General features: G+C 54.8%; 26 protein-coding genes. 23 read left to right on the forward strand and 3 right to left on the reverse strand.

The window, feature by feature from the left end; translation table 11 throughout:
• The first annotated feature begins 3 nt into the window (after positions 1-3).
• The 5 genes from F566_RS0131145 to F566_RS0131165 all read left to right on the forward strand — a co-directional run bounded on the left by F566_RS0131145 (position 4) and on the right by F566_RS0131165 (position 5,177).
• On the forward strand, positions 4-2,658 hold the full coding sequence (locus tag F566_RS0131145) for a toprim domain-containing protein (RefSeq protein ID WP_020410988.1): 2,655 nt from the start codon (positions 4-6) through the stop codon (positions 2,656-2,658).
• 456 nt (positions 2,659-3,114) lie between these two features.
• Positions 3,115-3,660, forward strand: coding sequence for a hypothetical protein (locus F566_RS0131150; RefSeq protein WP_020410989.1), 546 nt, complete (start codon positions 3,115-3,117; stop codon positions 3,658-3,660).
• Positions 3,657-3,785, forward strand: a complete 129-nt coding sequence (locus F566_RS38015) for a hypothetical protein (protein ID WP_020410990.1) — start codon at positions 3,657-3,659, stop codon at positions 3,783-3,785. Before F566_RS0131150 ends, F566_RS38015 begins: the two co-directional genes overlap by 4 nt.
• 276 nt (positions 3,786-4,061) lie before the next feature.
• Positions 4,062-4,670, forward strand: a complete 609-nt coding sequence (locus F566_RS0131160) for a 3'-5' exonuclease (RefSeq protein WP_020410991.1) — start codon at positions 4,062-4,064, stop codon at positions 4,668-4,670.
• A 3-nt stretch (positions 4,671-4,673) separates the two neighbouring features.
• A complete protein-coding gene (locus F566_RS0131165) occupies positions 4,674-5,177 on the forward strand; it encodes a hypothetical protein (RefSeq protein WP_020410992.1) in 504 nt (167 codons plus the stop codon).
• 9 nt (positions 5,178-5,186) lie between these two features.
• Here the strand turns inward: F566_RS0131165 and F566_RS0131170 are convergent, their stop codons facing one another.
• From F566_RS0131170 to F566_RS0131190, 3 genes are all read right to left on the reverse strand, one after another.
• Complete coding sequence (locus tag F566_RS0131170; RefSeq protein WP_020410993.1) at positions 5,187-5,441, reverse strand: Ogr/Delta-like zinc finger protein; 255 nt, start codon at positions 5,439-5,441, stop codon at positions 5,187-5,189.
• Positions 5,442-5,502: 61 nt separating this feature from the next.
• Positions 5,503-6,507, reverse strand: a complete 1,005-nt coding sequence (locus tag F566_RS34650) for a phage portal protein (RefSeq protein WP_033417100.1) — start codon at positions 6,505-6,507, stop codon at positions 5,503-5,505.
• Positions 6,508-6,515: 8 nt separating this feature from the next.
• Entirely contained in the window at positions 6,516-8,261 is a 1,746-nt protein-coding gene (locus F566_RS0131190) for a terminase large subunit domain-containing protein (protein WP_020410995.1), read from the reverse strand.
• 179 nt (positions 8,262-8,440) lie between these two features.
• Between F566_RS0131190 and F566_RS0131195 the strand changes: the two genes are divergently transcribed.
• The 18 genes from F566_RS0131195 to F566_RS0131280 all read left to right on the forward strand — a co-directional run bounded on the left by F566_RS0131195 (position 8,441) and on the right by F566_RS0131280 (position 20,491).
• Positions 8,441-9,277: a GPO family capsid scaffolding protein gene (locus F566_RS0131195; RefSeq protein WP_020410996.1), complete on the forward strand. Its 837-nt coding sequence runs from the start codon at positions 8,441-8,443 to the stop codon at positions 9,275-9,277.
• 60 nt (positions 9,278-9,337) lie between these two features.
• Positions 9,338-10,378 carry a phage major capsid protein, P2 family gene (locus F566_RS0131200; RefSeq protein ID WP_026180455.1) on the forward strand — a complete coding sequence of 347 codons (1,041 nt, stop codon included), beginning with the start codon at positions 9,338-9,340 and terminating at the stop codon, positions 10,376-10,378.
• Between the two features lie 115 nt (positions 10,379-10,493).
• Positions 10,494-11,174, forward strand: coding sequence for a phage terminase small subunit (gpM, locus tag F566_RS0131205; RefSeq protein WP_020410998.1), 681 nt, complete (start codon positions 10,494-10,496; stop codon positions 11,172-11,174).
• A 115-nt stretch (positions 11,175-11,289) separates the two neighbouring features.
• Positions 11,290-11,754 carry a head completion/stabilization protein gene (locus tag F566_RS0131210; RefSeq protein WP_020410999.1) on the forward strand — a complete coding sequence of 155 codons (465 nt, stop codon included), beginning with the start codon at positions 11,290-11,292 and terminating at the stop codon, positions 11,752-11,754.
• A complete protein-coding gene (locus tag F566_RS0131215; RefSeq protein WP_020411000.1) occupies positions 11,754-12,242 on the forward strand; it encodes a phage tail protein in 489 nt (162 codons plus the stop codon). The genes F566_RS0131210 and F566_RS0131215 overlap by 1 nt, the downstream gene beginning before the upstream one ends.
• Positions 12,226-12,882, forward strand: coding sequence for a phage virion morphogenesis protein (locus F566_RS0131220; protein WP_020411001.1), 657 nt, complete (start codon positions 12,226-12,228; stop codon positions 12,880-12,882). Before F566_RS0131215 ends, F566_RS0131220 begins: the two co-directional genes overlap by 17 nt.
• A 2-nt stretch (positions 12,883-12,884) precedes the next feature.
• Complete coding sequence (locus tag F566_RS0131225) at positions 12,885-14,000, forward strand: DUF2586 domain-containing protein (protein WP_020411002.1); 1,116 nt, start codon at positions 12,885-12,887, stop codon at positions 13,998-14,000.
• Between the two features lie 26 nt (positions 14,001-14,026).
• Complete coding sequence (locus F566_RS0131230) at positions 14,027-14,482, forward strand: phage protein (RefSeq protein WP_020411003.1); 456 nt, start codon at positions 14,027-14,029, stop codon at positions 14,480-14,482.
• A 2-nt stretch (positions 14,483-14,484) separates the two neighbouring features.
• Positions 14,485-14,721, forward strand: a complete 237-nt coding sequence (locus F566_RS37460; protein ID WP_020411004.1) for a TraR/DksA C4-type zinc finger protein — start codon at positions 14,485-14,487, stop codon at positions 14,719-14,721.
• Complete coding sequence (locus tag F566_RS0131240) at positions 14,718-15,314, forward strand: hypothetical protein (RefSeq protein WP_020411005.1); 597 nt, start codon at positions 14,718-14,720, stop codon at positions 15,312-15,314. The genes F566_RS37460 and F566_RS0131240 overlap by 4 nt, the downstream gene beginning before the upstream one ends.
• The gene (locus F566_RS0131245; protein WP_020411006.1) at positions 15,302-15,781 is read left to right on the forward strand and encodes a hypothetical protein; all 480 of its coding nucleotides are present in this window, start codon (positions 15,302-15,304) and stop codon (positions 15,779-15,781) included. Before F566_RS0131240 ends, F566_RS0131245 begins: the two co-directional genes overlap by 13 nt.
• A 4-nt stretch (positions 15,782-15,785) precedes the next feature.
• Positions 15,786-16,013 (forward strand): phage holin family protein, encoded by a 228-nt coding sequence (locus F566_RS0131250; protein WP_020411007.1) that lies wholly within the window; start codon positions 15,786-15,788, stop codon positions 16,011-16,013.
• Entirely contained in the window at positions 15,985-16,266 is a 282-nt protein-coding gene (locus F566_RS0131255; RefSeq protein ID WP_020411008.1) for a putative phage tail assembly chaperone, read from the forward strand. The genes F566_RS0131250 and F566_RS0131255 overlap by 29 nt, the downstream gene beginning before the upstream one ends.
• Before the next feature lie 11 nt (positions 16,267-16,277).
• Positions 16,278-16,445, forward strand: a complete 168-nt coding sequence (locus tag F566_RS38410) for a DUF6890 family protein (RefSeq protein ID WP_425402019.1) — start codon at positions 16,278-16,280, stop codon at positions 16,443-16,445.
• Positions 16,446-16,465: 20 nt separating this feature from the next.
• Positions 16,466-18,478 (forward strand): phage tail tape measure protein, encoded by a 2,013-nt coding sequence (locus F566_RS0131265; protein ID WP_245555338.1) that lies wholly within the window; start codon positions 16,466-16,468, stop codon positions 18,476-18,478.
• A 2-nt stretch (positions 18,479-18,480) separates the two neighbouring features.
• A complete protein-coding gene (locus tag F566_RS0131270) occupies positions 18,481-18,798 on the forward strand; it encodes a DUF2590 family protein (RefSeq protein ID WP_020411010.1) in 318 nt (105 codons plus the stop codon).
• Positions 18,795-19,964: a baseplate J/gp47 family protein gene (locus tag F566_RS0131275; protein WP_020411011.1), complete on the forward strand. Its 1,170-nt coding sequence runs from the start codon at positions 18,795-18,797 to the stop codon at positions 19,962-19,964. The genes F566_RS0131270 and F566_RS0131275 overlap by 4 nt, the downstream gene beginning before the upstream one ends.
• Positions 19,961-20,491: a phage tail protein gene (locus F566_RS0131280; RefSeq protein WP_020411012.1), complete on the forward strand. Its 531-nt coding sequence runs from the start codon at positions 19,961-19,963 to the stop codon at positions 20,489-20,491. Before F566_RS0131275 ends, F566_RS0131280 begins: the two co-directional genes overlap by 4 nt.
• Position 20,492: the final 1 nt, after the last annotated feature.

The raw sequence follows: 20,492 nt of genomic DNA on the forward strand, positions 1-20,492 counted from the left end.
GCAATGAAAGATTTTGATAACAGAACCGAAATTGTGGAGGCACTGACCAGTGATGGTCAGTTTGCCTTCAAGCAGGTCGGGGAATACCTACAACAGGGCCGTTGCCCGGGCTGTGGCAAAAAGGAACTGTTTGTTAGTAAAAAAGAACCCTGGCGGGTTAGCTGTAACCGCATGAATAAGTGTGGTTACAGCGAAACCACCCGGGAGCTGTACCCGGAACTTTTTAACAACTATTCCGAACGTTTCCCTATTACGGAAGACAATCCCAACGCGACGGCAGACGCCTATCTGGCACACAACCGCCGTTTTCCCATCAGCAAGATGGCCGGATGTTATGAACAAGGCAACTACAAGCTCCCGAAGTCCCAGGAGTGGTGTAATACGGTCCGCTTCTATCTGAACAGCGATAGAACCCTGTATTGGGAACGGTTGATTGATAAGCAGAAGGACGACGGCCAGCGGATTAACTTTGGTGGCAAGCGTCTCAACGTCAATGGAAAGTGGGTATTGGCTGATCCCGTCAAAGGCAAATGGTGGATGCCGCCCAACCAGGAAATCCTGGCAGGGGACCGGGTGTATATAGTCGAAGGCATTTTTCATGCTTTGGCATTGCACTTTTCCGGTTTCAAAGCGGTGGCGATCTTCGCCGCCGGTTACTTTCCCAGTGAGGCAATCAAGTCCCACCTGGGGAAAAAGGTCATCTGGATTGTGGCGCTGGATGATGACAAAGCCGGCCGTAAGTTCATGCGCTCCCACTATCAGAAGCTCAAGAAAATGGATGAGCACGCCGAAGTGGCACTGACCGGGACCAGCCGGGACTGGGACGACCTTTACCGCCTGGGCAAGATCACCAAAAGCTTTCTGCAGGATGCCCAATATCGGGGGCTCATGTTCACAGCCAAAAGCGTGTTGTGGAAGGCCTACGCGCTGTACCTATGGAAACGTCATTCTTACTTTGTCATCGACTTTGACAACCGCCTGTATTCAGTCACGGTGGACGTGCATAAGCTCTATGAGGAATTGGACGGGGAAGAGCTACAGCTAGGCAAAGGCTTTGATCCGTTCAGCCAGAACTGTACCGCGTTTCCCATCAGTAACTTTGTCCCGGAACTGCTCTACGCCGAGCGTGACGACATCCTGGATGAAAAGTTCTATATGTTCCAGGTGAAGTACAGCAGCAATAACCCGGATGCGCTGATCCGGTTGGATGGAACCAACATCGACACCGCGTCGAGTTTTCACAAGGCGATGATCACCAAGGGCTACGGTGCCTTTTCTGGAAGCTCCAAGGACATGGCCATGCTGCACGAGCAATGGTTAAACCGACAGGTCAAAGAAATTCAGTCCATCCCTTATGTGGGGTATCACGCTGATAGTCTGACCTATGTTTATCAGGCATTTGCTTTCAGTAAAGGCAAAGCCCTGGAGCTGAACACAGAAGGCTACTTTGAAACCGACCGAGGCGGCATCAAAACCAGCTTTAAGGGGTTTGAAGTACATTCAGGGGAATTCAGCCCGGAATGGATCGATAACTTTATGACCACCTTTTCCTGGCAAGGATTAACCGCGCTGGCCTTCTGGCTGGGCTCGTTGTTCGTTCAACAGATCCGGGCCAAACACAAGAGTTTTCCATTCCTGGAACTGACAGGCGATCCCGGGGCGGGGAAATCCACCTTGATTGAATTTCTGTGGAAACTCATGGGGCGGGATGATTACGAAGGCTTTGACGCTATGAAAGCCACCGCCGCCGGCCGGAGAAGGGCATTTACCCAAAGCTCCAATATGCCGTTGGTGTTGATTGAGTCCGACCGGGGAGATGAACCGGACGCCAAAAAGAAGCAATTTGATTTCGATGAGTTCAAACCCTTCTTTAACGGTCGGGCCGTCGGCACCCTGGGAGTAGCCAAACGCGGTAACGACACAGAAGAACCGTTGTTCTTAGGTTCTCTGGTGTTTGCGCAAAATGCCGAGGTGGACGGCTCCGAAGCGTTGTTACAGCGGATCGTCCATTGCCACTGTACGACCGAACACCACACACCTGGTACGCGAAAGCTGGCCCAGTGGTTCGAACGACAGACCGTGGATCAGGTCGCCGGCTTTTTGTGCCTGGCTCTGGAGAAGGAAACCCAGATCCTAAACACATTTTTCAGTGAGTATGCGCGTTATGAAGAAGCCTTCACCCATCGTGGGGAAATCAAAACCAGCCTGTCACGCCTGGTGAAAAACCACGCCCAGGTGATGGCGGCTGCTAAAGCGTTAAAGCATATCTTCCCAACGTTAAATGAAAGCGCTTTCGCAGGTTTGAATGACTATCTGTATGAGCGAGCACTGAGCCGTCAGGAACGTCTGGCAAAAGATCACCCGCTGGTTGCCGAGTTTTGGGAGTCCTATGAATATCTCAATATTCAACCAGACCACACCGCGCTATCACCCAGTTCTATGGCAGAGGTGTTGAATCACTCTACAGGGGCTGAACAAATCGCCATTAACCTGAACCATTTTGATGAGGTGTGCCGGGATCGTGGTCAGAAGTCCCTCGACCTTAAGACATTAAAAAAGTTGCTGCCCAACAGTCAGCGCTACAAGTTTGTGGAAAGTCGCAAGGTGTATTCAAAACGGCTGAACAAAACCCTGCATTGCTGGATTTTTAAGCGTTAATCATACGTGTGAGTACGTGGGAAAGCGTGAGAGATAGGCGGAAAGTTTCATTTTTCCAAGGGGGGTGTCGGAAAAAGGTAATATAGGTAAGAAGGTCCAAAAAAGTGCCATATTCCTTATTAAAAACAGTAGGTTATAGATTTATTAAAAAGGTAAGAAAAAGGTAATATTGAGGTAAGTTTCTTACCTTTTTACACCTTAAAAACTTACTTCCACCTTACCTTTTTGAAAAACAAAAAATCCTTATAAATCAATGATCTTACTTTTTACCTTACCTTGATATTACCTTTTTCTTACCTTTCGCAAATAAGTTAAAAATCTAATTAAAACATATAGATAGATGATGTTTTTGGAAGCGTCTTACCTATATTACCTTTTTCCGACACCCCCCTCTGATTTTTGAGGGGAAACAGAACCGGGAAGAGACCCGGAATCAATGCAAAAGGAGAAAACGCAATGATAGATAAAGTGGCCAATGAGCCAACTATAGAGGCACCCCTATGCCCAATGGAGACATGGGCAAAAGGGATCTGCAACGGCTTGGCCGTCGTGCCGGGTGTTGTGAGCACGTTAAATGGCAAACAGGCTTTGCGCTGTTGGGTATATGAAGCCAAGACCCGGGGACGGCTCCGAGTCCTGGAGACCCTGGGCAAGCGCCATCGGCTGGCGAAACCGGAATCACTACAGCCAACCCAGGAGTTTTTCTTCTATTGGGACCAGGCTTTGGAAGTACTGGGAGAGAGAGCTTTTGCAATTACCTCAGCGAACCAGCGAGCCACGCCTCTGGATCAGATCGGCTTTAAATCGCCAACGGCAGTGAATGCGGTATTGATCCATGCCAAACGGTGCGACCAGATCTTACTGGCGACTATGGTCAGCTTGCTCCATCCGTCCTGGGGCACTTTATTAGCCATCAGTCACGGCGTATGCAGTCAAAGCGATATTCCGGGGCGGGTGATGGATCACCACTACGAAAGCGTTTTAGAAGGGTTGCTGATATGAAGAATGCAAACAGGTGGGCGCTGGTAGCCGAACTTGACCGGGACGCTACCAGCCGCACAAGCCTTTATCAGGAAGACAAACCACACCAGGCCGATAAATCGGCGAAGCGATGCGCTTATGCGTGAGCCCGAGTGTGATTCTACGTGTTGAAACGTGCAGAGGAAAGCACAAGCAATGGATCGCAGACACTACCAACACAACGGCCATGTGATTGCATGGCTGAAACATCGAATAAGGGGCGGCAAGCACCGTCGGTGGATCGTGAAGACAGATCAACGACCACAGATTGAAAAAGAAACCCCTAGCAACCGGCCAGTGAATACTGACGATAGAAACTAACCCGACATAGGCATGATAGGGGCCAGCATGACCTGGCCCTCTGCCCATTGGATACATTGAAAATGAAAAGTAATCAAACCGAACTGTTAGAAATCTTTAGAAGCTGGGTGTTTGAGCCCGAGGTGGTGGTACTGGATACGGAAACCACCGGGCTGGATGAACACGCCGAAGTTATCGAAGTGAGCGTCATGGACATGACTGGAAATGTTTTATTTGATCAACTGATACGTCCGCTTCATTCTGTGCCGGAGGATGCGATCGAGATCCACGGTATTACGAACGAAACCTTGCGTGATAAGCCGATTTTTCCAGAGCTCTATCATGCCTTGATGGAAGTGATCAAAGGCAAATCGGTGGTGGCCTACAATGCAAGCTATGACCATCGATTACTAAAACAGACCTGTGATGCGTACGGTCTGCCGATGATAGAGGTAGACTGGCAATGTGCCATGATGGCTTATGCAGAATTTCGAGGTGAGTTAGACACAAAGCGCGGCGGGTACAGAAGACAAAGTTTAATCAAAGCTGCTAACCAAATGGGGATTGAGATTACCGGTTCCCACCGCTCTGTGGCTGACTGCTTCACAACGGTGGAGGTGATTAGAGCTGTATTTGCTAAGTTGACGGTTTCAGATCTTATGACGGCTGACCAATTACGTTCAACCGTATAATCCATGTTCGCTAGCCTGGGGGTGCCGCCCAGGCTGGCCCCATCAGTTACCCAGGGCGTTGAAGATCCCATTTTCAATGGTCCGCTCAGCATGTCCGTTATTAGCCTGCGAAAGAAAAAATGTGATGCTGTTCACAATCCGGTAAAAAAACTCCACATAATTGTTACACACTTTCGTCGTAAAAAAGTGTCATATATGAGGACTGTATATATATACAGTTTTTGGGGGTTGGATGTAAAATCTGATTCCTTGATGGCAAGAGCCATTCATATGGAACAGTGCAGTAAATTGGAGTTATATAAATTGGCGCACAGGAAGAAAATGATAGACGCTATAGAACAACTGGCGGAGAGCCAGAAAATCTTGGAATTTGTGCAGTTTGCTTTATCAAATCGACCCGGTTTGGAGCTGGGAGACGATATTCAGCAAGGATGTCATTTTATTATTGATCATGTGAAGGAGAAGATCGAAGCGGCACAGGCGTGCCTTAGAACTGATACCCAATAAGTAAAACAATCAGGCGTTGCTTCGAGCCTGGGCCAGCAGTTCCAACTGCTCGGCCCGATCCATTCCCCTCAACATATCCACCATCATTTTTTTCGCCTGAAACGACGATGGGCTTAACGTATGGCTAAACGCCAGATTCATCACAAAGCTATGACCACATTCCGCGTTTTTGCAGATACAGTAAAGATTTGCCAGTTTCGGATCTAATACCTGGCGGCTGGTGATAATGGCTTTTTGGCTGCATTCGGGGCAGTTTACTTGCATGGTCAACCCTTCCTTATTTGGTGACCTGAATTTTACCACACTACCCCTTTAGGGATAAATATTATCCATCCGGTTGTCCGTCCGGCTTCATAAACTGAAGGCGCTTCTGCTTGGGTAGTTCGGTGTTGAGCTTCAAAAACACATGCTGCATGGGCACCACTTCGTTTTCATAGTACACCCGGCTGATCTTCTCAATATCCCCAAAACCCCCGGTATTCTCCGGCATGATCCCGGCCAGGGCTGGTTGGATGCGCCACATACTCAAAATGTCATTTCTCGACAGGTTCTTGACCCGCTCAAATTCGTCCTTGGTGGCAATGTCACCCACCGGAATAATCTTCACCGAGTCCGGTTTGCCGCCCGGAATATTTAAATACAGGCTCCGAAAATTCCCCACGCCCTTGCTGGCGGTGATCTGTTCTTTCAGGGCCTTTTCATCTTCCGGCTCCAATTGGGCATCGGCGGTGTAAAAGATAAACCCCATATGTGCGCCGTTGTTGTAGTACTTGCGGCGGAACAGGGTGGCGGACTCATTCAATAACACCGATTGGATCCCACCCAGGTATTGGGGCGTGCCATAGATTTGTTGGGTGACGTCGTACTCTTTCAGGTGCAGCACTTCCCCGGGCTGAAACTCCAACGGCAGCTCCCCATGCGGCCGCAACAAACAAAACCGGTCTGCCTCTTTCATCCGTCGCATGTTCAAAGCCGGTAAGTGCTGAAAGCGCAGGAGCTGCCCAAAGCGGTTTTTAATGCGTTTAAAGTAGCACTGCCCAAACACCAGATAATCAAAGCCCGCGTTCTCCAGATCCGTGGCCGACAGGGCGGGGGATTCCACATAGAACTTACGCAGCATATTGCGCTTAAAATACGGAATGGTCCCATGATGGGCATTGGCCCGTAACAGCTTGGCCAAGCCGGGCAGACTCACAGGCGGCTCGTAATAGTCCCCATGTGGATGCAGGAACATGCCCAGATACCCGGTGAGGGTATTGTCTAATACCGCTTCAGGTTCCCCGAAACTAAAGGCGCTGATATTCGTGTTTGTGTAGGTGTTAGTTGTCATAGAAAAGCTCATTCACTGGCAAAGGCAATGGAGCCCTTGCGGGTGCGACGGTTTAAGGGTTCATGGCTCAGCGCGTGCATAATCGACCAGGCCACATCAGCGTGGCCGGTTTTGCTGTTGCGATCCGCCACATAGGTGATCTGATCCTTGCCGGTGGTGGTCTGTTTCACCTGCAAAAAGGCCTGGGCGATGTCGGTGTGTTCGGCGTCCCATTCAATGCGCCCGTTTTCCACCACGTCCAGGGCTTTCAACACCAGGGCGGTTTTGGCTTCCAGGGAGTAATGAATGGGCGTCGCTCTGTGGTAAAAGGCCTTCACCTGTTCAAACACCCCCAACCCCGGGCCGGTGCAATCAATGCCGATAAACTGGACGTTGTAACGTTCGGTCAGTTCCTTAATGCGGTTGGCCTGGTAGCTGAACGCGCCTTTCAAATGGATCTTTTCCAGCACTCGGAAACGCCCGGTGGGTTCCAGGGGCGGGGCGACCACCACGACCGTGGAGCGGTCCCCGGTGCGCGCCGGATCGTACCCAAGCCACACGGGCAGATTGTTAAAGGGCCGTTGTTGCTTGGCCTTAAAATCCACCCAGACCACATTGGCATCGATGACGCAGTTCAACAGGTCATCCAGCTTGAACACGGACAGCCCGGCTTCCATAAAGGCACACAAGAACAGGTTGTTAAATTCCGATTCCGTGTACTCGGTGCGCAGTTCCTCAATATCAAACAGGTCACAGCCCTGGTCTTCGGCATCTTCCACCGTGACAATATTGCGCCACACCTTATCCGGACCCAGTAGGCCCTGTTTCAGGGTTTTGTGGGACAGATCAAAATCGGCGCGGGTCTTGCGGTGTTCGTTGTATTTCTCACCAGACCATAGGGTATAGGCGCCGTGGCTTTTCACTGACGGTGTACTGAAGTAGGTTTTCCGCCATTTCTTGTGGGCGGCCATGCCGCTGGCCAGTTTGTTTAAGCGGTCAAAGTCCGGTATCCAAAACACTTCATCTATGTACAGGTGCCCATGGTAACCCTGGGCGGTACGCCCGTTGGTCGACACAAAGCGCAGCTCCGCGCCGTTACTCAACGGGATGACATCGACGCCTTTCAGCTCAACCTCGAAATACTCCCGGGCGAACTTGATAATGTACGCCTTGAAAATATCCGCCTGGCTGCGACTGGCCGACAGAAAAATCTGATTGTCCCCGGTGACAATGGCGTTTTCGAACGCCTCCCAGGCAAAGTAATAAGTCGCGCCGATCTGGCGGGACTTCAGGATAAAGCGGGTGCGCTGATTTAGGTTGTCATACCAGCGGTGCTGGTATTCATAGAACAACTCTTTGCGGATTTTCTCCAGGCGCTCCGGGGTAATCTCGCTAATGTCATTCTTGGCACTGCGACGTTTCTTTTTCTCCTGACTTTTATTCCCGTTTTCACTCTGGGCTTTTTCTTTCGCGGCCTTGGCTTTCTTCAGGTCGATGCCCGCCAGCTTATCCAGCAGGTTACTGAGGCGGTCGATTTCCTGGTAATCGCTGGCCACCTTGACCGGTTTTTCTACCAGATGAATTAAGCGGCGGGCGGTGGCCTGTTCCACCGTCTCATGCTGTAACAGGTCTTTCCACTCATAGCGATCAATCCACTGATAAATCACCCGGACATTATTAATGCCCAGCTGATCCTTGATTTCAGCCGGTGATACGTGACGCAAAAACAGCCCTTTGGCGGCGTCGATAACTTCTTGGGGATAACGTGATGACATACGGCCATGATAGGGGCTTTTTACATCGTTGAATCTCGCTGAAATCCCGCGCCGTTCCTAGCCTTCAGCGCTAGGAAGCTTTCGCAAGTAAAGCCTTTGAAGGGGAGCGTTTTACGCCCTAATCTGGCCCCATCGAAACATATCAACGAACATTTTAAGAGCTGACGGACACCCTTTTTATGGCGAAAACCCTGACCACCGATTTTGTCAAAGTCGCGACCAGTGGCCCGACCATTGACGGTCGGAACATCGACGCCCAGGACATTATCGATATGGCGGATCTTTACGACCCCCAGGAATATACCGCCGTGATCTGGTACGAGCATTTACGTTTTTTCGGCAGCCTGGGCAAAGTGACCGAGATCAAACACGACACCGACAACAAAGGCCGGGTGTGTCTGTTCGCCAAAATCACCCCGTCCAATGAGCTGTTACGCCTGAACGCCCAGGGCCAGAAGCTGTTTACCTCCATTGAGATTCAACCGAACTTCGCCGATTCCGGCAAAGCCTATTTGGCGGGTCTGGCGGTCACCGATTCCCCGGCCAGTATCGGCACCCAGGAACTGCATTTTCACCACCGGGCGCAACTGCCGGGCAACCTTTTTTCTACGCCCATCGAACTGGCCCCGCTGGATCTGGAACCCCCTAGCGGTTTGCTGTCTCGGTGGGTAGGCAAATTCGCACGCCAGGACGATGAACCACAGGACACTGAGACCATGAACACCGAGCAATTTAACCAACTGATGGACACCACCAAAGCCACCCAGGACGCCATCGACAAGATGGCCGAAGGCTTCACCAGTTTGGCGGATCGATTAGCCCCAATCGAAACCCCGGAAGCTGACAGTGCGGCATCGGAGGAACACAGTGAACTGGCCGACCTGAAGGAACAGTTTTCCCAGTTGCTGGCCGCCCATGATCAATTGAAATCCGATTTTCACGAGGCGCTGAACCAACCACAGCCGGGCACGGAAGTGCCGGAAGGCGAGGGGGCCAGTTTGCCCCGGGTGCTGTAACCCATTGTTGGGCGAGAGCGACAAACACCCGACCCGAATTCTATTTTTTAAGTGGACCTGATGAACTTTAAGACCAAGAAATTATTTAACGATATGTGCAGCGCGATGGCCGCCACCTATGGGGTGTCGTCCGTGGCGGAACAATTCAGTGTTGAGCCCACCATTGCCCAGGAACTCCAGGACAAGATCACCGAGTCTTTCGGTTTTCTGCAGCTGGTGAACGTGATCGGTGTGGCGGAACTGAAAGGCGAGAAAGTCATCGGCAGCGTGACCGGCTTTGTGCCCAAGCGCACCGATACCGACAGCCGCGACCGCCAGACCAGCGACGTGCTGTCCCTGGGCAGCAAAGGCTATGAGCTGCACCCGGTCGAGTACGACACTCACATTAAATACAAAACCATTGATTCCTGGGCCAAGTTTCCGGACTTCCAGGCCCGTTATGCGGGCTGGGTGCGTAAGGCCATCAGCCTGTCAAAACTCCGTGTGGGCTGGCTCGGAACCAGTTGCGCCTTTCCGGAAACCAAACCGGCAGACAACCCCAACGGCGAGGACGTTAACAAAGGCTGGTTGCAGTTACTGCGGGAATTCAACAGCGGGGCGCAATGGTTTACTGAAGGCGCGAAAGCCCCCGGGGAAATCCGCATTGGCCCCGGCGGCGATTTTGAAAACCTGGACGCGGCGGTGCATGCCTGCAAGCAGATGATTGACGAACTGCACCGGGACGGTGGCGATCTGGTAGCGCTGATCGGGGGCGACTTGTTGGCCGAAGACAAGGCCCAGCTGTACACCGCCCAGGGCCAGAAACCCACCGAAAAAGAGCGTATCGAAAACCAGGCCATTATCCGCACCTATGGGGGATTGCCTGCCATGACCGCGCCGTTTTTCCCAGGTCGGGGCTTGCTGATTACCAGCCTGGATAATCTGTCTATCTACTACCAGGAAGACAGCATCCGGCGCCAGGTGATCGACAACCCCAAGCGTAACCGGATCGAGGACTTTAACAGCCTGAATGAAGGCTATGTGATCGAAGACGAAACCAAGGCCGCCGGCTTTGAATTCGCCCATGTGAAGCTGCCCGACGGCGCGGACGGCTGGCAGTAATGTTTTTCTATTTTCTCTTGTGTGTCGCGTAAGGATGCGCACTTTTCACCGGGTGGATCTCCCACCAGGGAGGCAATCCTCCGGTGGCTTTTTACAACGAATTTCTGAGTGACCTATGCCCTTGATCACCGTGCTACATAAACAGCGTTGCCTGGAACAGCAGGCGGGTAAAGATGCCCTGGCGAACCGGTCCGGCGTCCCCGTCCGCAATGATAAAACCACCCACAGTTACCAGGTGGCCCTGACCGCGCTGGCACAAATCCGGGAGCAGTTGGGCGCCCTGGACGATATCAGGGACAAGGTGGCGTTAAAGGCAAAAGTGTTGCCCCAGTTCACCGAGTTTTTACAGGACTACCGGGACAGCGGCCAACGCTACCCTAATCAGGTGCTGGTGTTCTGCATCATCTGGTTGCTGGACGTGGAAGATATCGAAAGCGCCATGGCCTGGGCTGGGCTTGCCATCGAGCAACAGCAACTGATGCCGGAATTCTTTAAACGGGATCTGCCCACCTATGTGCTGGAAGAGATCCACGACTGGGCCGAACGTCAGTACAAGGCCGGGCACAGTGCCAGCCCCTACCTGGAGCAAGCGGCGGATCTGATGACGGCAGGCACCTGGCCGACCACCAACAGCATTGTGATGGGCAAGGTGTACCGCTTGTGTGGGATGCACGCCGAACGTGGCCAGGAACTCAAAGCGGCGTTGGATTATTTCGAGCAGGCCCAGGCGGCCAATGAAGCGGCAGGCTGTAAAACCCGGATCAAGCAACTGAAGGCCCAACTGGGCCTGGAATAAACGATAAAAGGCTTCCCCACCCGGCGGGCGTGTCTGGGATCTGCAACGCTTTTTTGAGTTGGCAGTGAACGGACACCGACCCGCCACCTATTCGGGATCAACGAGATAAACAGGCATGAGCTTTACCGGTAAAACCCACAGCTTTTTAAACGTCACGTTAAGCAACGACGGCTTTTTCCCGGACCTGTCCCTGGGGGACTTTCAGCGGGTGTACCGAATTCCGGCGGAGTATCACGCGGACATGGTGAAAGAGCACCTACGCCTGGCGATGGTGGCGATTAACGTAAGCCTGGCCGAGCGTAAAGACGAGTGGATCAGTGGTGGCTTTGAGTCCCTGGCAGCGGTGAGCGATCAGGAACTGGATGGCCAAAAGCTGTTGGTGATGCATTACCAGCAGGCGGTGTACTGCCGGGCAAAAGCCAGCCTATTGCAAGCCTTCGCCACGATGAACCGGCGCGAGTCGGCGGAGAACCTGGCCAAAGAAGCCCCGGAGACGGAGCAGAAATATCTGAGTTTGAGTGTTAGGGCGGTGCGTCGATTATTGGGACAAGCCACCGGCATCACGGCGGTATTGCTCTGATGGCCCTGGCCAAATTGCAACAGCTCACCGCGCACCTGTTGGACCGCAATCTGGTGGCGGTGGAACAGCTCGACAGCTGGATGGAGAACGGCACCCTGGAACTGGCGGACAAATCCCTGGGCCAGGGCGTGCGGATCTGTCGCCTGAAATACGACGCGGTACTGACTTTGGAACGATACCCGGGCGATCCGCAAACCCTGTTTGCGCACCTCGTGATCTGGCTTTCAGATCATGATCCGGACCGAGACCGGGAAGGGTTGGCCCCGCCGGACGTTGAAGTGGATGTGAACGACCAGGACACGGCGGATATTGAGATCCGAGTGAGCTTTTACGAAAACATCGACCTGGTGAAAGACGACACCGGCGATATTGCTTTTAACGGTGAGTCCTGGCGCCTGGCCAGGGTCCCGATTTTTGAACCCCGGGCGGTCGGTGTGGGGGATGACCAAACCCAACCCACGGATGCCCCTTATGTCCGTGAAGATTGAGGTCGGTGGCCAGCTGGCGATCCAACGCCAGTTGGACTTATTGAAGCTGCCCCCAGCCAAGCGCAAACGCTTGTTAGGCCAGATCGGGCGCAAGGTCCGCACCGCGACCCGCAAACGTTTGCGGGCCCAAAAGGGACTGGACGGTCAGGCCTGGGAAGCGCGCAAAGGCCGGGGCCAACGGCGGATGTTGCGCAAGCTGGGCCGCCACTTAGCGGTCCACAGTCAATCGAATCGGGTGGATATCACCTTTAACAATCCCCTGGTGGGGCGGATTGCCCGACAGCACCAGGAAGGCATCAGCGAGGTGATGACCTCGGGCCGGATGCGGCGGATTCATGGGACGCCCGATTATGACGCCCCGGCCAGCCGGTCCTTAGCCCGCGCATTACGACAAGAAGGTTTCACCATTGCCCGTCATGGCGGCAAGGGGCGTAAACGGCCGACGTTGCGGTGGATCACCGAGCACTTAACCCAAGGCCAGGCGGGCCTGATCCTGCGGCAGTTGCAGGACAAAGAAACCAAAACCCGGTGGGAGATTCCGTTGCCGGCGCGCAGTTTCCTGGGCGCGACCCAGACAGAGATCGACGCGATGGCGGACCACCTCATTGAACAGACACTGAAGCAGGTAAGAAGGCCCTAACAATGGCACAAGGCAAAGTCACGGTTAACAACCTCAATCTGTCCCAGGGCAATTTCCCGGAGATTGAACGCAAGGCGCTGTTTATCGGCGTCGGCAGTAAAAACGCGGGCAGCGTGCTGTCCTTAAATACCCAGAGCAATCTGGACGAATCCCTGGGCGTGAATCATAGCGATATAAAAAACCAGGTCAGTGCGGCCAAGGCCAACGGCGGCGAAAACTGGCAGGCCTACGCGGTGCCGCTGAACGGGGGCGACGCCTGGCAGGACGCCCTGGATCAGGCCATGTTGACCATCTCCCCGGAATTGGTGGTGTTATGCACCCCGGCCCAGGAAGCGGCGGACATCGAGGCGATGCAAACCAAAGCGGAACTGATCCGGACCACGTTAGGACGACGGGTAATTATCCTCGCGGCCACCTCGGGCATTGATAGCGATAACCAATCCTGGAGCGATTTTGAAGCGGCCCAGGCGGCCATCGTCCAGGGCTTGGCCTGTCCCCGGGTGGGCGTGGTGCCCTTGCTGCATGGTAATGATTTGGGTGTGTTGGTCGGACGTCTGTGTAACCGGGCGGTGAGTATTGCCGATAGTCCCATGCGAGTGGCCACCGGCTCCGTGCTGGCCCTGGGCAATGCCCCGGTGGACAGTGCCGGCATTGAACTGCCGGACGCCACTTTGGCCACCCTGGATGCTAACCGCTTGTCTTGCATTCAGCGTTACCCGGATTACCCGGGCACCTATTGGGGCGACTGTAATTTGTTGGATGTGCCCGCCGGGGATTACCAGGTGATTGAACACTTAAGAGTGGTGGATAAGGCCGCCCGAGCCATCCGGATTCTGGCCATTGCCCGGGTGGCGAACCGCTCCCTGAACTCGACCCCGGTCAGTATCGCGGCGAACAAAACCTATTTTATGCGCCCGTTGCGGGAAATGAGCAAAAGCGTGGTGTTTGCCGGGACCCATTTCCCGGGGGAAATCAAACCGCCGTCTGACGACAGTATTCAGATCGTCTGGCCGACCAAAAACAAGGTGGAAGTGTATCTCAAGGTGCAGCCTTACAACTGCCCCAAGGACATCACCGCCAACATCATTCTGGACCTGTCGAACCCAAGCGCGGGTTAAGCCAGGGATAAGAGGACTAACGCAACATGAGTAATCAAAGACTGTCAGGCAAAGACATTGACGTGATGATCGGCGACATGCTGGTACACGTGGAAGAAGTCACCCTGACCATTGAAGACGCCACCAGCGTCACCAAAACCCGGGGGATTCCCAACGGCTATGTGAATGGCGAGGTCAGCGCCTCGGGGGACATCACCGTGGATACGACTAACCTGCAAACCATCCTGGATGCGGCCAAGAGTGCGGGCAGCTTCCGTGCCCTGGAGCCTTTCGACCAGGTGTTTAATGGCACGACCAGTGGCGGGGAACTGCGGATTGAGGCCTTCGGCTGCAAGCTGCGTATGGCGGATCTGTTAAACGCCAATGCCAGTGGTGGAGAAAAGCTGACCCACAAACTGGCCTATGACGTGACGGACCCGGATTTTGTGCGGATTAACGGCGTGTCCTATGTGGACGCTAAAGAAACCGAGAATCTGGTGTAAGCATGGCGATTGATCATCTGGATACCGCCACTGAGTTACAGGATTTGTTGAATACCACGGCATTACGACATCAGTTAAGTCAGTCCGTGACCCATATGCCCAGCCTAAAAATGTGTGCGGACTGTGACGCGGACATTCCCGAAGCCCGGCAACGTTTGGGCGGGGTGACCCGGTGCGTGGAGTGTGAGGGCTACTTTCAACGAGAGCGCCAGAGAGAGCAGCAGCGGGGGCGGCGATGACTCCTTTGTCCTATCGACATCTGCAAGTGGCGGTCTGTTATCAGGGATACCGGTTTTTCGATCAGGGCGATTTCAATCTGAACCTGGTCGGGGTACGCGCCCGGGACCGTCAGGCCAACACCTTTAACGACAGCCTGTATGTGGCCTTTAAAACGGGGAGCCAAACACATGTGTTTCAGTTTCCGGTGACCACGGACCCGGGGGTCTATTGGCGGGAGCATCCGGCCAATGTGTCAGGCACGGCCATCGTCAAACCCGGCCAGTATCCGGGGCTTTGGGCGCTGGGCAAACACCAGGGGAAATATGACGCCCTGGTCCAGCGCGCACCGGTCACGGTGTATCGGGATAACGACGGCAACGCCCAGCTGGACGCCCAGGGCTACACGGAAAAAGGGCTGTTTGGGATTAACTGCCATCGAGCGACCGCCACCGGGACCAGTCACCAGGTGGACCGCTGGTCCGCCGGTTGTCAGGTACTGGCCGATGTCCGCGACTTTGATGTGTTGATGGCGTTCTGTCGCAAGGCAGCAGGGCTCTATGGCAACCGCTTTACCTACACCTTATTGGATGAGGAGGACTTATGGGCTGGTTAAAGGGCCTGGTGGAGGTGTTCACCGGGGATCTGGCGACCACCGCTTACAGCATCGTGAAGGAGTATTTTCCGCCGGACATGAGCGAGGCAGAGAAGGCCAATATTCAATTGGCCTTACAGAATCTGGAGCTGGAAAAACAACGCCAGGCGGACCAGGCGATTAACGAAGCCGAAAAGCGGCTAACGGATCGCATTAAAACGTTAGAGGGCAGTGCTTCCGATTTATTGCGCGTGCCGTTACTGGGGCCGCTGATGTTGTTTTTACGGGGTTGCCAGCGTCCCTTGTGGGGCTTTGGGGCCATGGCCCTGGACTGGATGTGGTTTAGTCACTGGAGCCTGAATGAGCAACAACAAAGCGCCTTAATCCTGATCAACTTTTTGGTGCTGGGCTTTTTGTTTGGGGAACGGGCGATCACCAACGCAGCGCCGCATCTGACCCACTTACTGAAAGCCCGTAAAGGTGGGTAACGCCATGCCCGAAAAATCCGCCGTGATGACCAACTATGCGGCCTCTGCCATCACCACCATGGCGGGGCTCACCTTCAATCAGTGGGTGGCCCTGGGCGGTCTGTTGATTGGCGTGGCCACCTTCCTGGTCAACTGGTTTTATAAGCAAAAGCACCTGGAATTATCCCGGGAACAAATCAAGCAACAAAACGGAGCAAGCAACGATGAACAGCCAAACACACCAAACCATTGACGTGACGGCCGCAGGCAAGGACTTCAGCTTTCAGGTCAGCCGTGAAGCTTATAACAAGTACATCAACAGTGTGACGCCCAATAACAAGGTGGCGCCCAGTCATAACTTTCTGGTGAGCACGGTGGACACCGAGCATAAGGACGCCTTGCTGGAGTTGTTGAAAACCCACCCCGGCGCGGAAATTCAACTGGTCGGCGCGGTGCTGGAAGAGTACACCCCGGACCTGGGGATTGTGGCAAAAAAGCGCAGCTGATCGCCGACCAGATTTCCAATAACGGTTACGACCAGCTCCGCGCCTATGCCACCAAATGGTGTCCCGGCCAACCCCAGAACGAACAGGTTTTAGGGTTGGCTCTGTTCCTGGAAACCAACTACTGGGAAAAACACGCCCACGCCGTGGCCAACGGCATTGCCAAAGCCTTGAAAGGGTAATTTTTTTAATGAGTCGCCAATTGGAAAAACTGATGTTCACCGTCGGCCTGATCGACCAGGCCAGCGGTACTGCCGGCAAGATCCAGCACCGCATCGACCAACTGACCCGCACGGCCACATCGGGCTTTTTGCAGGTCGGGGCCGGGGCGGCGGGATTGTTGGCGACCGGGGCGGCGCTGGAGTCGATCTTAAGCCCGGCCATTGCCATGGACCATGCCTTAAACGAGGTCAAAAGCCTGGGCGTGGTCGAGCGTGACCTGAAAACCCTGGAGGCCACCGCGTTGCGGTTTTCCATTCGTTATGGGGAAGTCGCCGATGAGGTGGTGAGATCCAGTTATGACATTCAAAGCGCGATTGCCGGACTCACTGGACACGAATTGGCGCGCTTTACCGAAGCCAGCGGGGTGTTGGCCAAGGCCACCAAATCCAACGCCGACACCATCACCGACTACATGGGCACCATGTACGGGATTTTCCAACAGACCGCCGATCGGATGGGCAAGGCCCAATGGGTGGACATGTTGACCGGGCAGACTGCCCACGCGGTGCAGATGTTCAAGACCACCGGGGCGGAGATGGCCCGGGCCTTTGCCAACCTGGGGGCGGAAGCGCAAAGCCATGGTGTGGCGATGGCCGAACAAATGGCGATCCTGGGCACCTTGCAGGCCACCATGAGCGGTAGCGAAGCCGGCACCAAATACCGGGCGTTTTTGGCGGGTGTGGGCAAAGCCCAGGATGAGCTGGGCTTGAGTTTTACCGACAGTGCCGGGCGCTTATTGCCCATGGTGGAGATTCTGGACCGCATCCAGGGCCGCTTTGGGGATCTGGACACCGTGGCCAAATCCGACGCCCTGAAAAACGCTTTTGGATCACAGGAAGCGGTGGGCCTGATCAAGTTGCTGATACAGAACACCGACGGGCTGGCGGGTTCTTTGGATCGGCTGGGCGCGGTCACTGGGATGGACAAGGCGCGGGAAATGGCACAGGCCATGGTGGACCCCTGGCAACAATGGGCGGCCGGGGTGACGGCGGTCAAGATCAGCTTAGGGCGGGCGTTATTGCCGATTCTGCAACCGGTGCTGATGTCCCTGACCGAAGGGGCCGACACCATTACGCGCTGGACCCAGTTGTTTCCAAACCTGACCCGGGTCGTGGCCATTGGCGTGCTGACCATTACCGGACTGGTCGCGGCCGTATCGGCTTTTGCCTTGATTGCCGGGGTGGCCAAGCTCGCGCTGGCCGGTTGGCAAACCCTGATGCTGGTCGGCACCGGGATCATCAAAGCCTGGCAGCTGGCCCTGGCGGTCGCCCGGGGGGCGTTGTTCCTGTTTCAGATCGCGTCTTTCCTGGCGGCGGGGGGCTTTGCGGCCTTAAGCGCTGGCTTGGCGGGCGTGATCACCGCCACCTGGGCGTTTACGGCGGCACTACTGGCCAATCCCATCACCTGGATTGTGCTGGGCGTGGTGGCCCTGATCGGGGCGTTAGCTGCGCTGGTGATCTATTGGGATGAGGTGAAAGTGATGGCGGTGACAGCTTTAACTTATATCACCGACAAGTGGCAATGGTTACGCGGGGTGATCGAGGACAATGCCTTTTTACGCTTCGCCTTTGCGCCCTTATTGGCGGCGGTGGACTTGGTGGATTCGCTGATTAAGGCCTTTGCCAAAATCCCCCAGTGGTGGGACCAGTTTAAGACCTGGTTCGATCAGGTAAACCCGTTCGCGGGATTGGGAAACGGCATTGATTGGGTGACGGAAAAACTGAACAAGTTACCCGGTCTCGACTTTGCCCCCCAGGACGATATCGAGATCACCGAAAAGATCCGCCAGGAACGCGACGCCATCACGGCAGCGGTACCCCGGCTGCAAACCTCTCAACCGGGCCAGGTACCCAGCGGTGGCTTGCTTCAGCACATCACCCAGGCGACCACCCACCAGAACCAGGGCGTCACGGTGGAAAAGCTGGAAGTGAACACCACGCAACCGGTCAACGGGTTTTTATTGGCCGATGAGCTGGCCATGGCGGGGGCCTAACAATGGGTGACTATATCGATCTTTACATTGTGGATAACGATCTGGCCCTGGATGCCATTGGGGTGCCCCAGGAAGTGGACGGGCGGGCCTCCATTGCCCAGGACATCAAACACATGATCCGGGAAAGTGGCCTGTTGGTGGAACTGATCGGCGAGCGCAACGGGGAAAAAGTGGCGCTGAACTTGAGCCGGATTGAAACCCGGGTGGAGAACGACACCCGCATTAAACCCGGTACCGCCAAAGTCACCCGCACCGACACCGAGACGTTTTTGATTACGGCCAAAACCCTGGCCTATGGCGATTTGGAATTTTATTTATGAGTGATCAGCAAGCGGCCTTTACCCGCATTGTGAAAGAGGCGGGGATTCCCACCACCGAGGCGGAGTTAAAGCAACACTGGGAGGCGGAAGTGAACGCCCAGGGCGTGGCCTTCAGCAACAACAGCGACTATTCGCCCTGGTGGCGGATTGTCACCGCCCTGGTCACCAAGCCAGTGCTCTGGCTGGTCCAGATGTTGATCCAGAACGTGTTGCCGCAGATGTTTGTGAAGACCGCCACCGGTCCCATGTTGGACCTGTTGGCTTGGGGGGTGAACCTGGAACGCAAACACGCAGCCAAGGCCCAGGGGATTCTGCAGTTTACCCGGGCGGAAGTGTCCGGGACGTTGGAGATTCCCGCCGGTACCGCTGTGCTGAGCGCGAATATTAATGGCCAGATTTACAGCCTGGTCACTCTGGAAAATCAGAGCTTTCAGGATGGGGAAGACAGCCTCCGCGTGAACGCTGAAGCCGTGGCCGAAGGCCAGGGCTATAACCTATCGTCAGGCTATTACGCGGTGATGCAAACGCCGATTCCCGGGGTGGCGGTGACCAACCCGACGGACTGGTTGCAACGTCCCGGCGCCGACCGGGAAACCGATGATGAACTACGCGAGCGGGTACGTAACCAGTTCAGTGCGGTGAACCAATGGCATACGGACGCGGTGTATACGGCGATCATGGCCAGTTTCGATGGGGTGAGCGTGGATAACGTGTACTTCCTGCATGGAGCGCCCCGGGGGCCGGGCACGGCCAACGCCTATATTTTGTTGGATACGGGCACCCCGGATCAGGGCTTTTTAGATCAGATCCAGAGCCGGATCAGCGACGAGGGCAACCATGGCCACGGCGATGATCTATTGGTGGCGGCGATGCCGGAAACCTTTCACGACCTGACCGCAGATCTTTGGTTAAACGAGGCGCTGACGGAAGCGCAACGTACCCAGATCACCGCCGACATTACCCAGTTTATCCGGGCCGCCTTTCGGGAAAACCAGGACTATGCGCCCACGTTAACCCATCCCTTTAGTCGGTTTTCGTTCAGCCGGTTGGGCCAGGAACTGCACCGGGAATTTCCGGCGCTGGTCTCCATTGAATTTGCAGGCTCTGACATTGTGAGTGAATTGAATGTGCCGCGCCTGAAATCCTTAACGGTGACCGCTCAATGATCGACATTCAATTACCGTTTTGGTTGAGCGGCGAACAGCTGACCAAGCTGACCCGGGCGGCCAGACATTACTGGGCCAAGGTGGAAACCTGGTTGTCCTGGCCCTTACAGCAAATGGACCCGGACACCTGTTCTCTGGGGTTGCTGGATCTGTTGGCCTGGCAACGCAATATCCGCCGTTTTACCGGTGAGCCGGAATCTTTATACCGACTACGGGTGAAACACGCCTACGCCAACGCGGTGGACGCGGGCAGTACGGCAGGGATCAAGCGGATCTTTGCGCGCCTGGGCGTGGGGTATGTGGAGGTGGAAGAGCGCACCGCCAACCGGGATTGGGACGTGATTGTGTTACGGGTGACGGACGGCCAGCTGGCCCGCAATCCGGATCTATTGAACATCATTATCAGCAAATACGGCCGCACCTGTCGGCGCTATGAATGGGACATTATCACCCCGTTAATTGCCGGGGTCGCCGTCGCCGAATTCAACAACACCTGGGCCACCGATGTGGCCCGGTTAGAGGAGTAAC

The sequence above is a fragment of the Hahella ganghwensis DSM 17046 genome, from assembly GCF_000376785.1.
GTDB classification, from domain to species: domain Bacteria; phylum Pseudomonadota; class Gammaproteobacteria; order Pseudomonadales; family Oleiphilaceae; genus Hahella; species Hahella ganghwensis.

What these genes read in the sequence shown, in the direction of transcription:
- F566_RS0131145 (WP_020410988.1), top strand. Translation starts at nt 4, where the DNA reads ATGAAAGATTTTGATAACAGAACCGAAATTGTGGAGGCACTGACCAGT.
- F566_RS0131150 (WP_020410989.1), top strand. Translation starts at nt 3,115, where the DNA reads ATGATAGATAAAGTGGCCAATGAGCCAACTATAGAGGCACCCCTATGC.
- F566_RS38015 (WP_020410990.1), top strand. Translation starts at nt 3,657, where the DNA reads ATGAAGAATGCAAACAGGTGGGCGCTGGTAGCCGAACTTGACCGGGAC.
- F566_RS0131160 (WP_020410991.1), top strand. Translation starts at nt 4,062, where the DNA reads ATGAAAAGTAATCAAACCGAACTGTTAGAAATCTTTAGAAGCTGGGTG.
- F566_RS0131165 (WP_020410992.1), top strand. Translation starts at nt 4,674, where the DNA reads ATGTTCGCTAGCCTGGGGGTGCCGCCCAGGCTGGCCCCATCAGTTACC.
- F566_RS0131170 (WP_020410993.1), bottom strand. Translation starts at nt 5,441, where the DNA reads ATGCAAGTAAACTGCCCCGAATGCAGCCAAAAAGCCATTATCACCAGC.
- F566_RS34650 (WP_033417100.1), bottom strand. Translation starts at nt 6,507, where the DNA reads ATGACAACTAACACCTACACAAACACGAATATCAGCGCCTTTAGTTTC.
- F566_RS0131190 (WP_020410995.1), bottom strand. Translation starts at nt 8,261, where the DNA reads ATGTCATCACGTTATCCCCAAGAAGTTATCGACGCCGCCAAAGGGCTG.
- F566_RS0131195 (WP_020410996.1), top strand. Translation starts at nt 8,441, where the DNA reads ATGGCGAAAACCCTGACCACCGATTTTGTCAAAGTCGCGACCAGTGGC.
- F566_RS0131200 (WP_026180455.1), top strand. Translation starts at nt 9,338, where the DNA reads ATGAACTTTAAGACCAAGAAATTATTTAACGATATGTGCAGCGCGATG.
- gpM (WP_020410998.1), top strand. Translation starts at nt 10,494, where the DNA reads ATGCCCTTGATCACCGTGCTACATAAACAGCGTTGCCTGGAACAGCAG.
- F566_RS0131210 (WP_020410999.1), top strand. Translation starts at nt 11,290, where the DNA reads ATGAGCTTTACCGGTAAAACCCACAGCTTTTTAAACGTCACGTTAAGC.
- F566_RS0131215 (WP_020411000.1), top strand. Translation starts at nt 11,754, where the DNA reads ATGGCCCTGGCCAAATTGCAACAGCTCACCGCGCACCTGTTGGACCGC.
- F566_RS0131220 (WP_020411001.1), top strand. Translation starts at nt 12,226, where the DNA reads ATGTCCGTGAAGATTGAGGTCGGTGGCCAGCTGGCGATCCAACGCCAG.
- F566_RS0131225 (WP_020411002.1), top strand. Translation starts at nt 12,885, where the DNA reads ATGGCACAAGGCAAAGTCACGGTTAACAACCTCAATCTGTCCCAGGGC.
- F566_RS0131230 (WP_020411003.1), top strand. Translation starts at nt 14,027, where the DNA reads ATGAGTAATCAAAGACTGTCAGGCAAAGACATTGACGTGATGATCGGC.
- F566_RS37460 (WP_020411004.1), top strand. Translation starts at nt 14,485, where the DNA reads ATGGCGATTGATCATCTGGATACCGCCACTGAGTTACAGGATTTGTTG.
- F566_RS0131240 (WP_020411005.1), top strand. Translation starts at nt 14,718, where the DNA reads ATGACTCCTTTGTCCTATCGACATCTGCAAGTGGCGGTCTGTTATCAG.
- F566_RS0131245 (WP_020411006.1), top strand. Translation starts at nt 15,302, where the DNA reads ATGGGCTGGTTAAAGGGCCTGGTGGAGGTGTTCACCGGGGATCTGGCG.
- F566_RS0131250 (WP_020411007.1), top strand. Translation starts at nt 15,786, where the DNA reads ATGCCCGAAAAATCCGCCGTGATGACCAACTATGCGGCCTCTGCCATC.
- F566_RS0131255 (WP_020411008.1), top strand. Translation starts at nt 15,985, where the DNA reads ATGAACAGCCAAACACACCAAACCATTGACGTGACGGCCGCAGGCAAG.
- F566_RS0131270 (WP_020411010.1), top strand. Translation starts at nt 18,481, where the DNA reads ATGGGTGACTATATCGATCTTTACATTGTGGATAACGATCTGGCCCTG.
- F566_RS0131275 (WP_020411011.1), top strand. Translation starts at nt 18,795, where the DNA reads ATGAGTGATCAGCAAGCGGCCTTTACCCGCATTGTGAAAGAGGCGGGG.
- F566_RS0131280 (WP_020411012.1), top strand. Translation starts at nt 19,961, where the DNA reads ATGATCGACATTCAATTACCGTTTTGGTTGAGCGGCGAACAGCTGACC.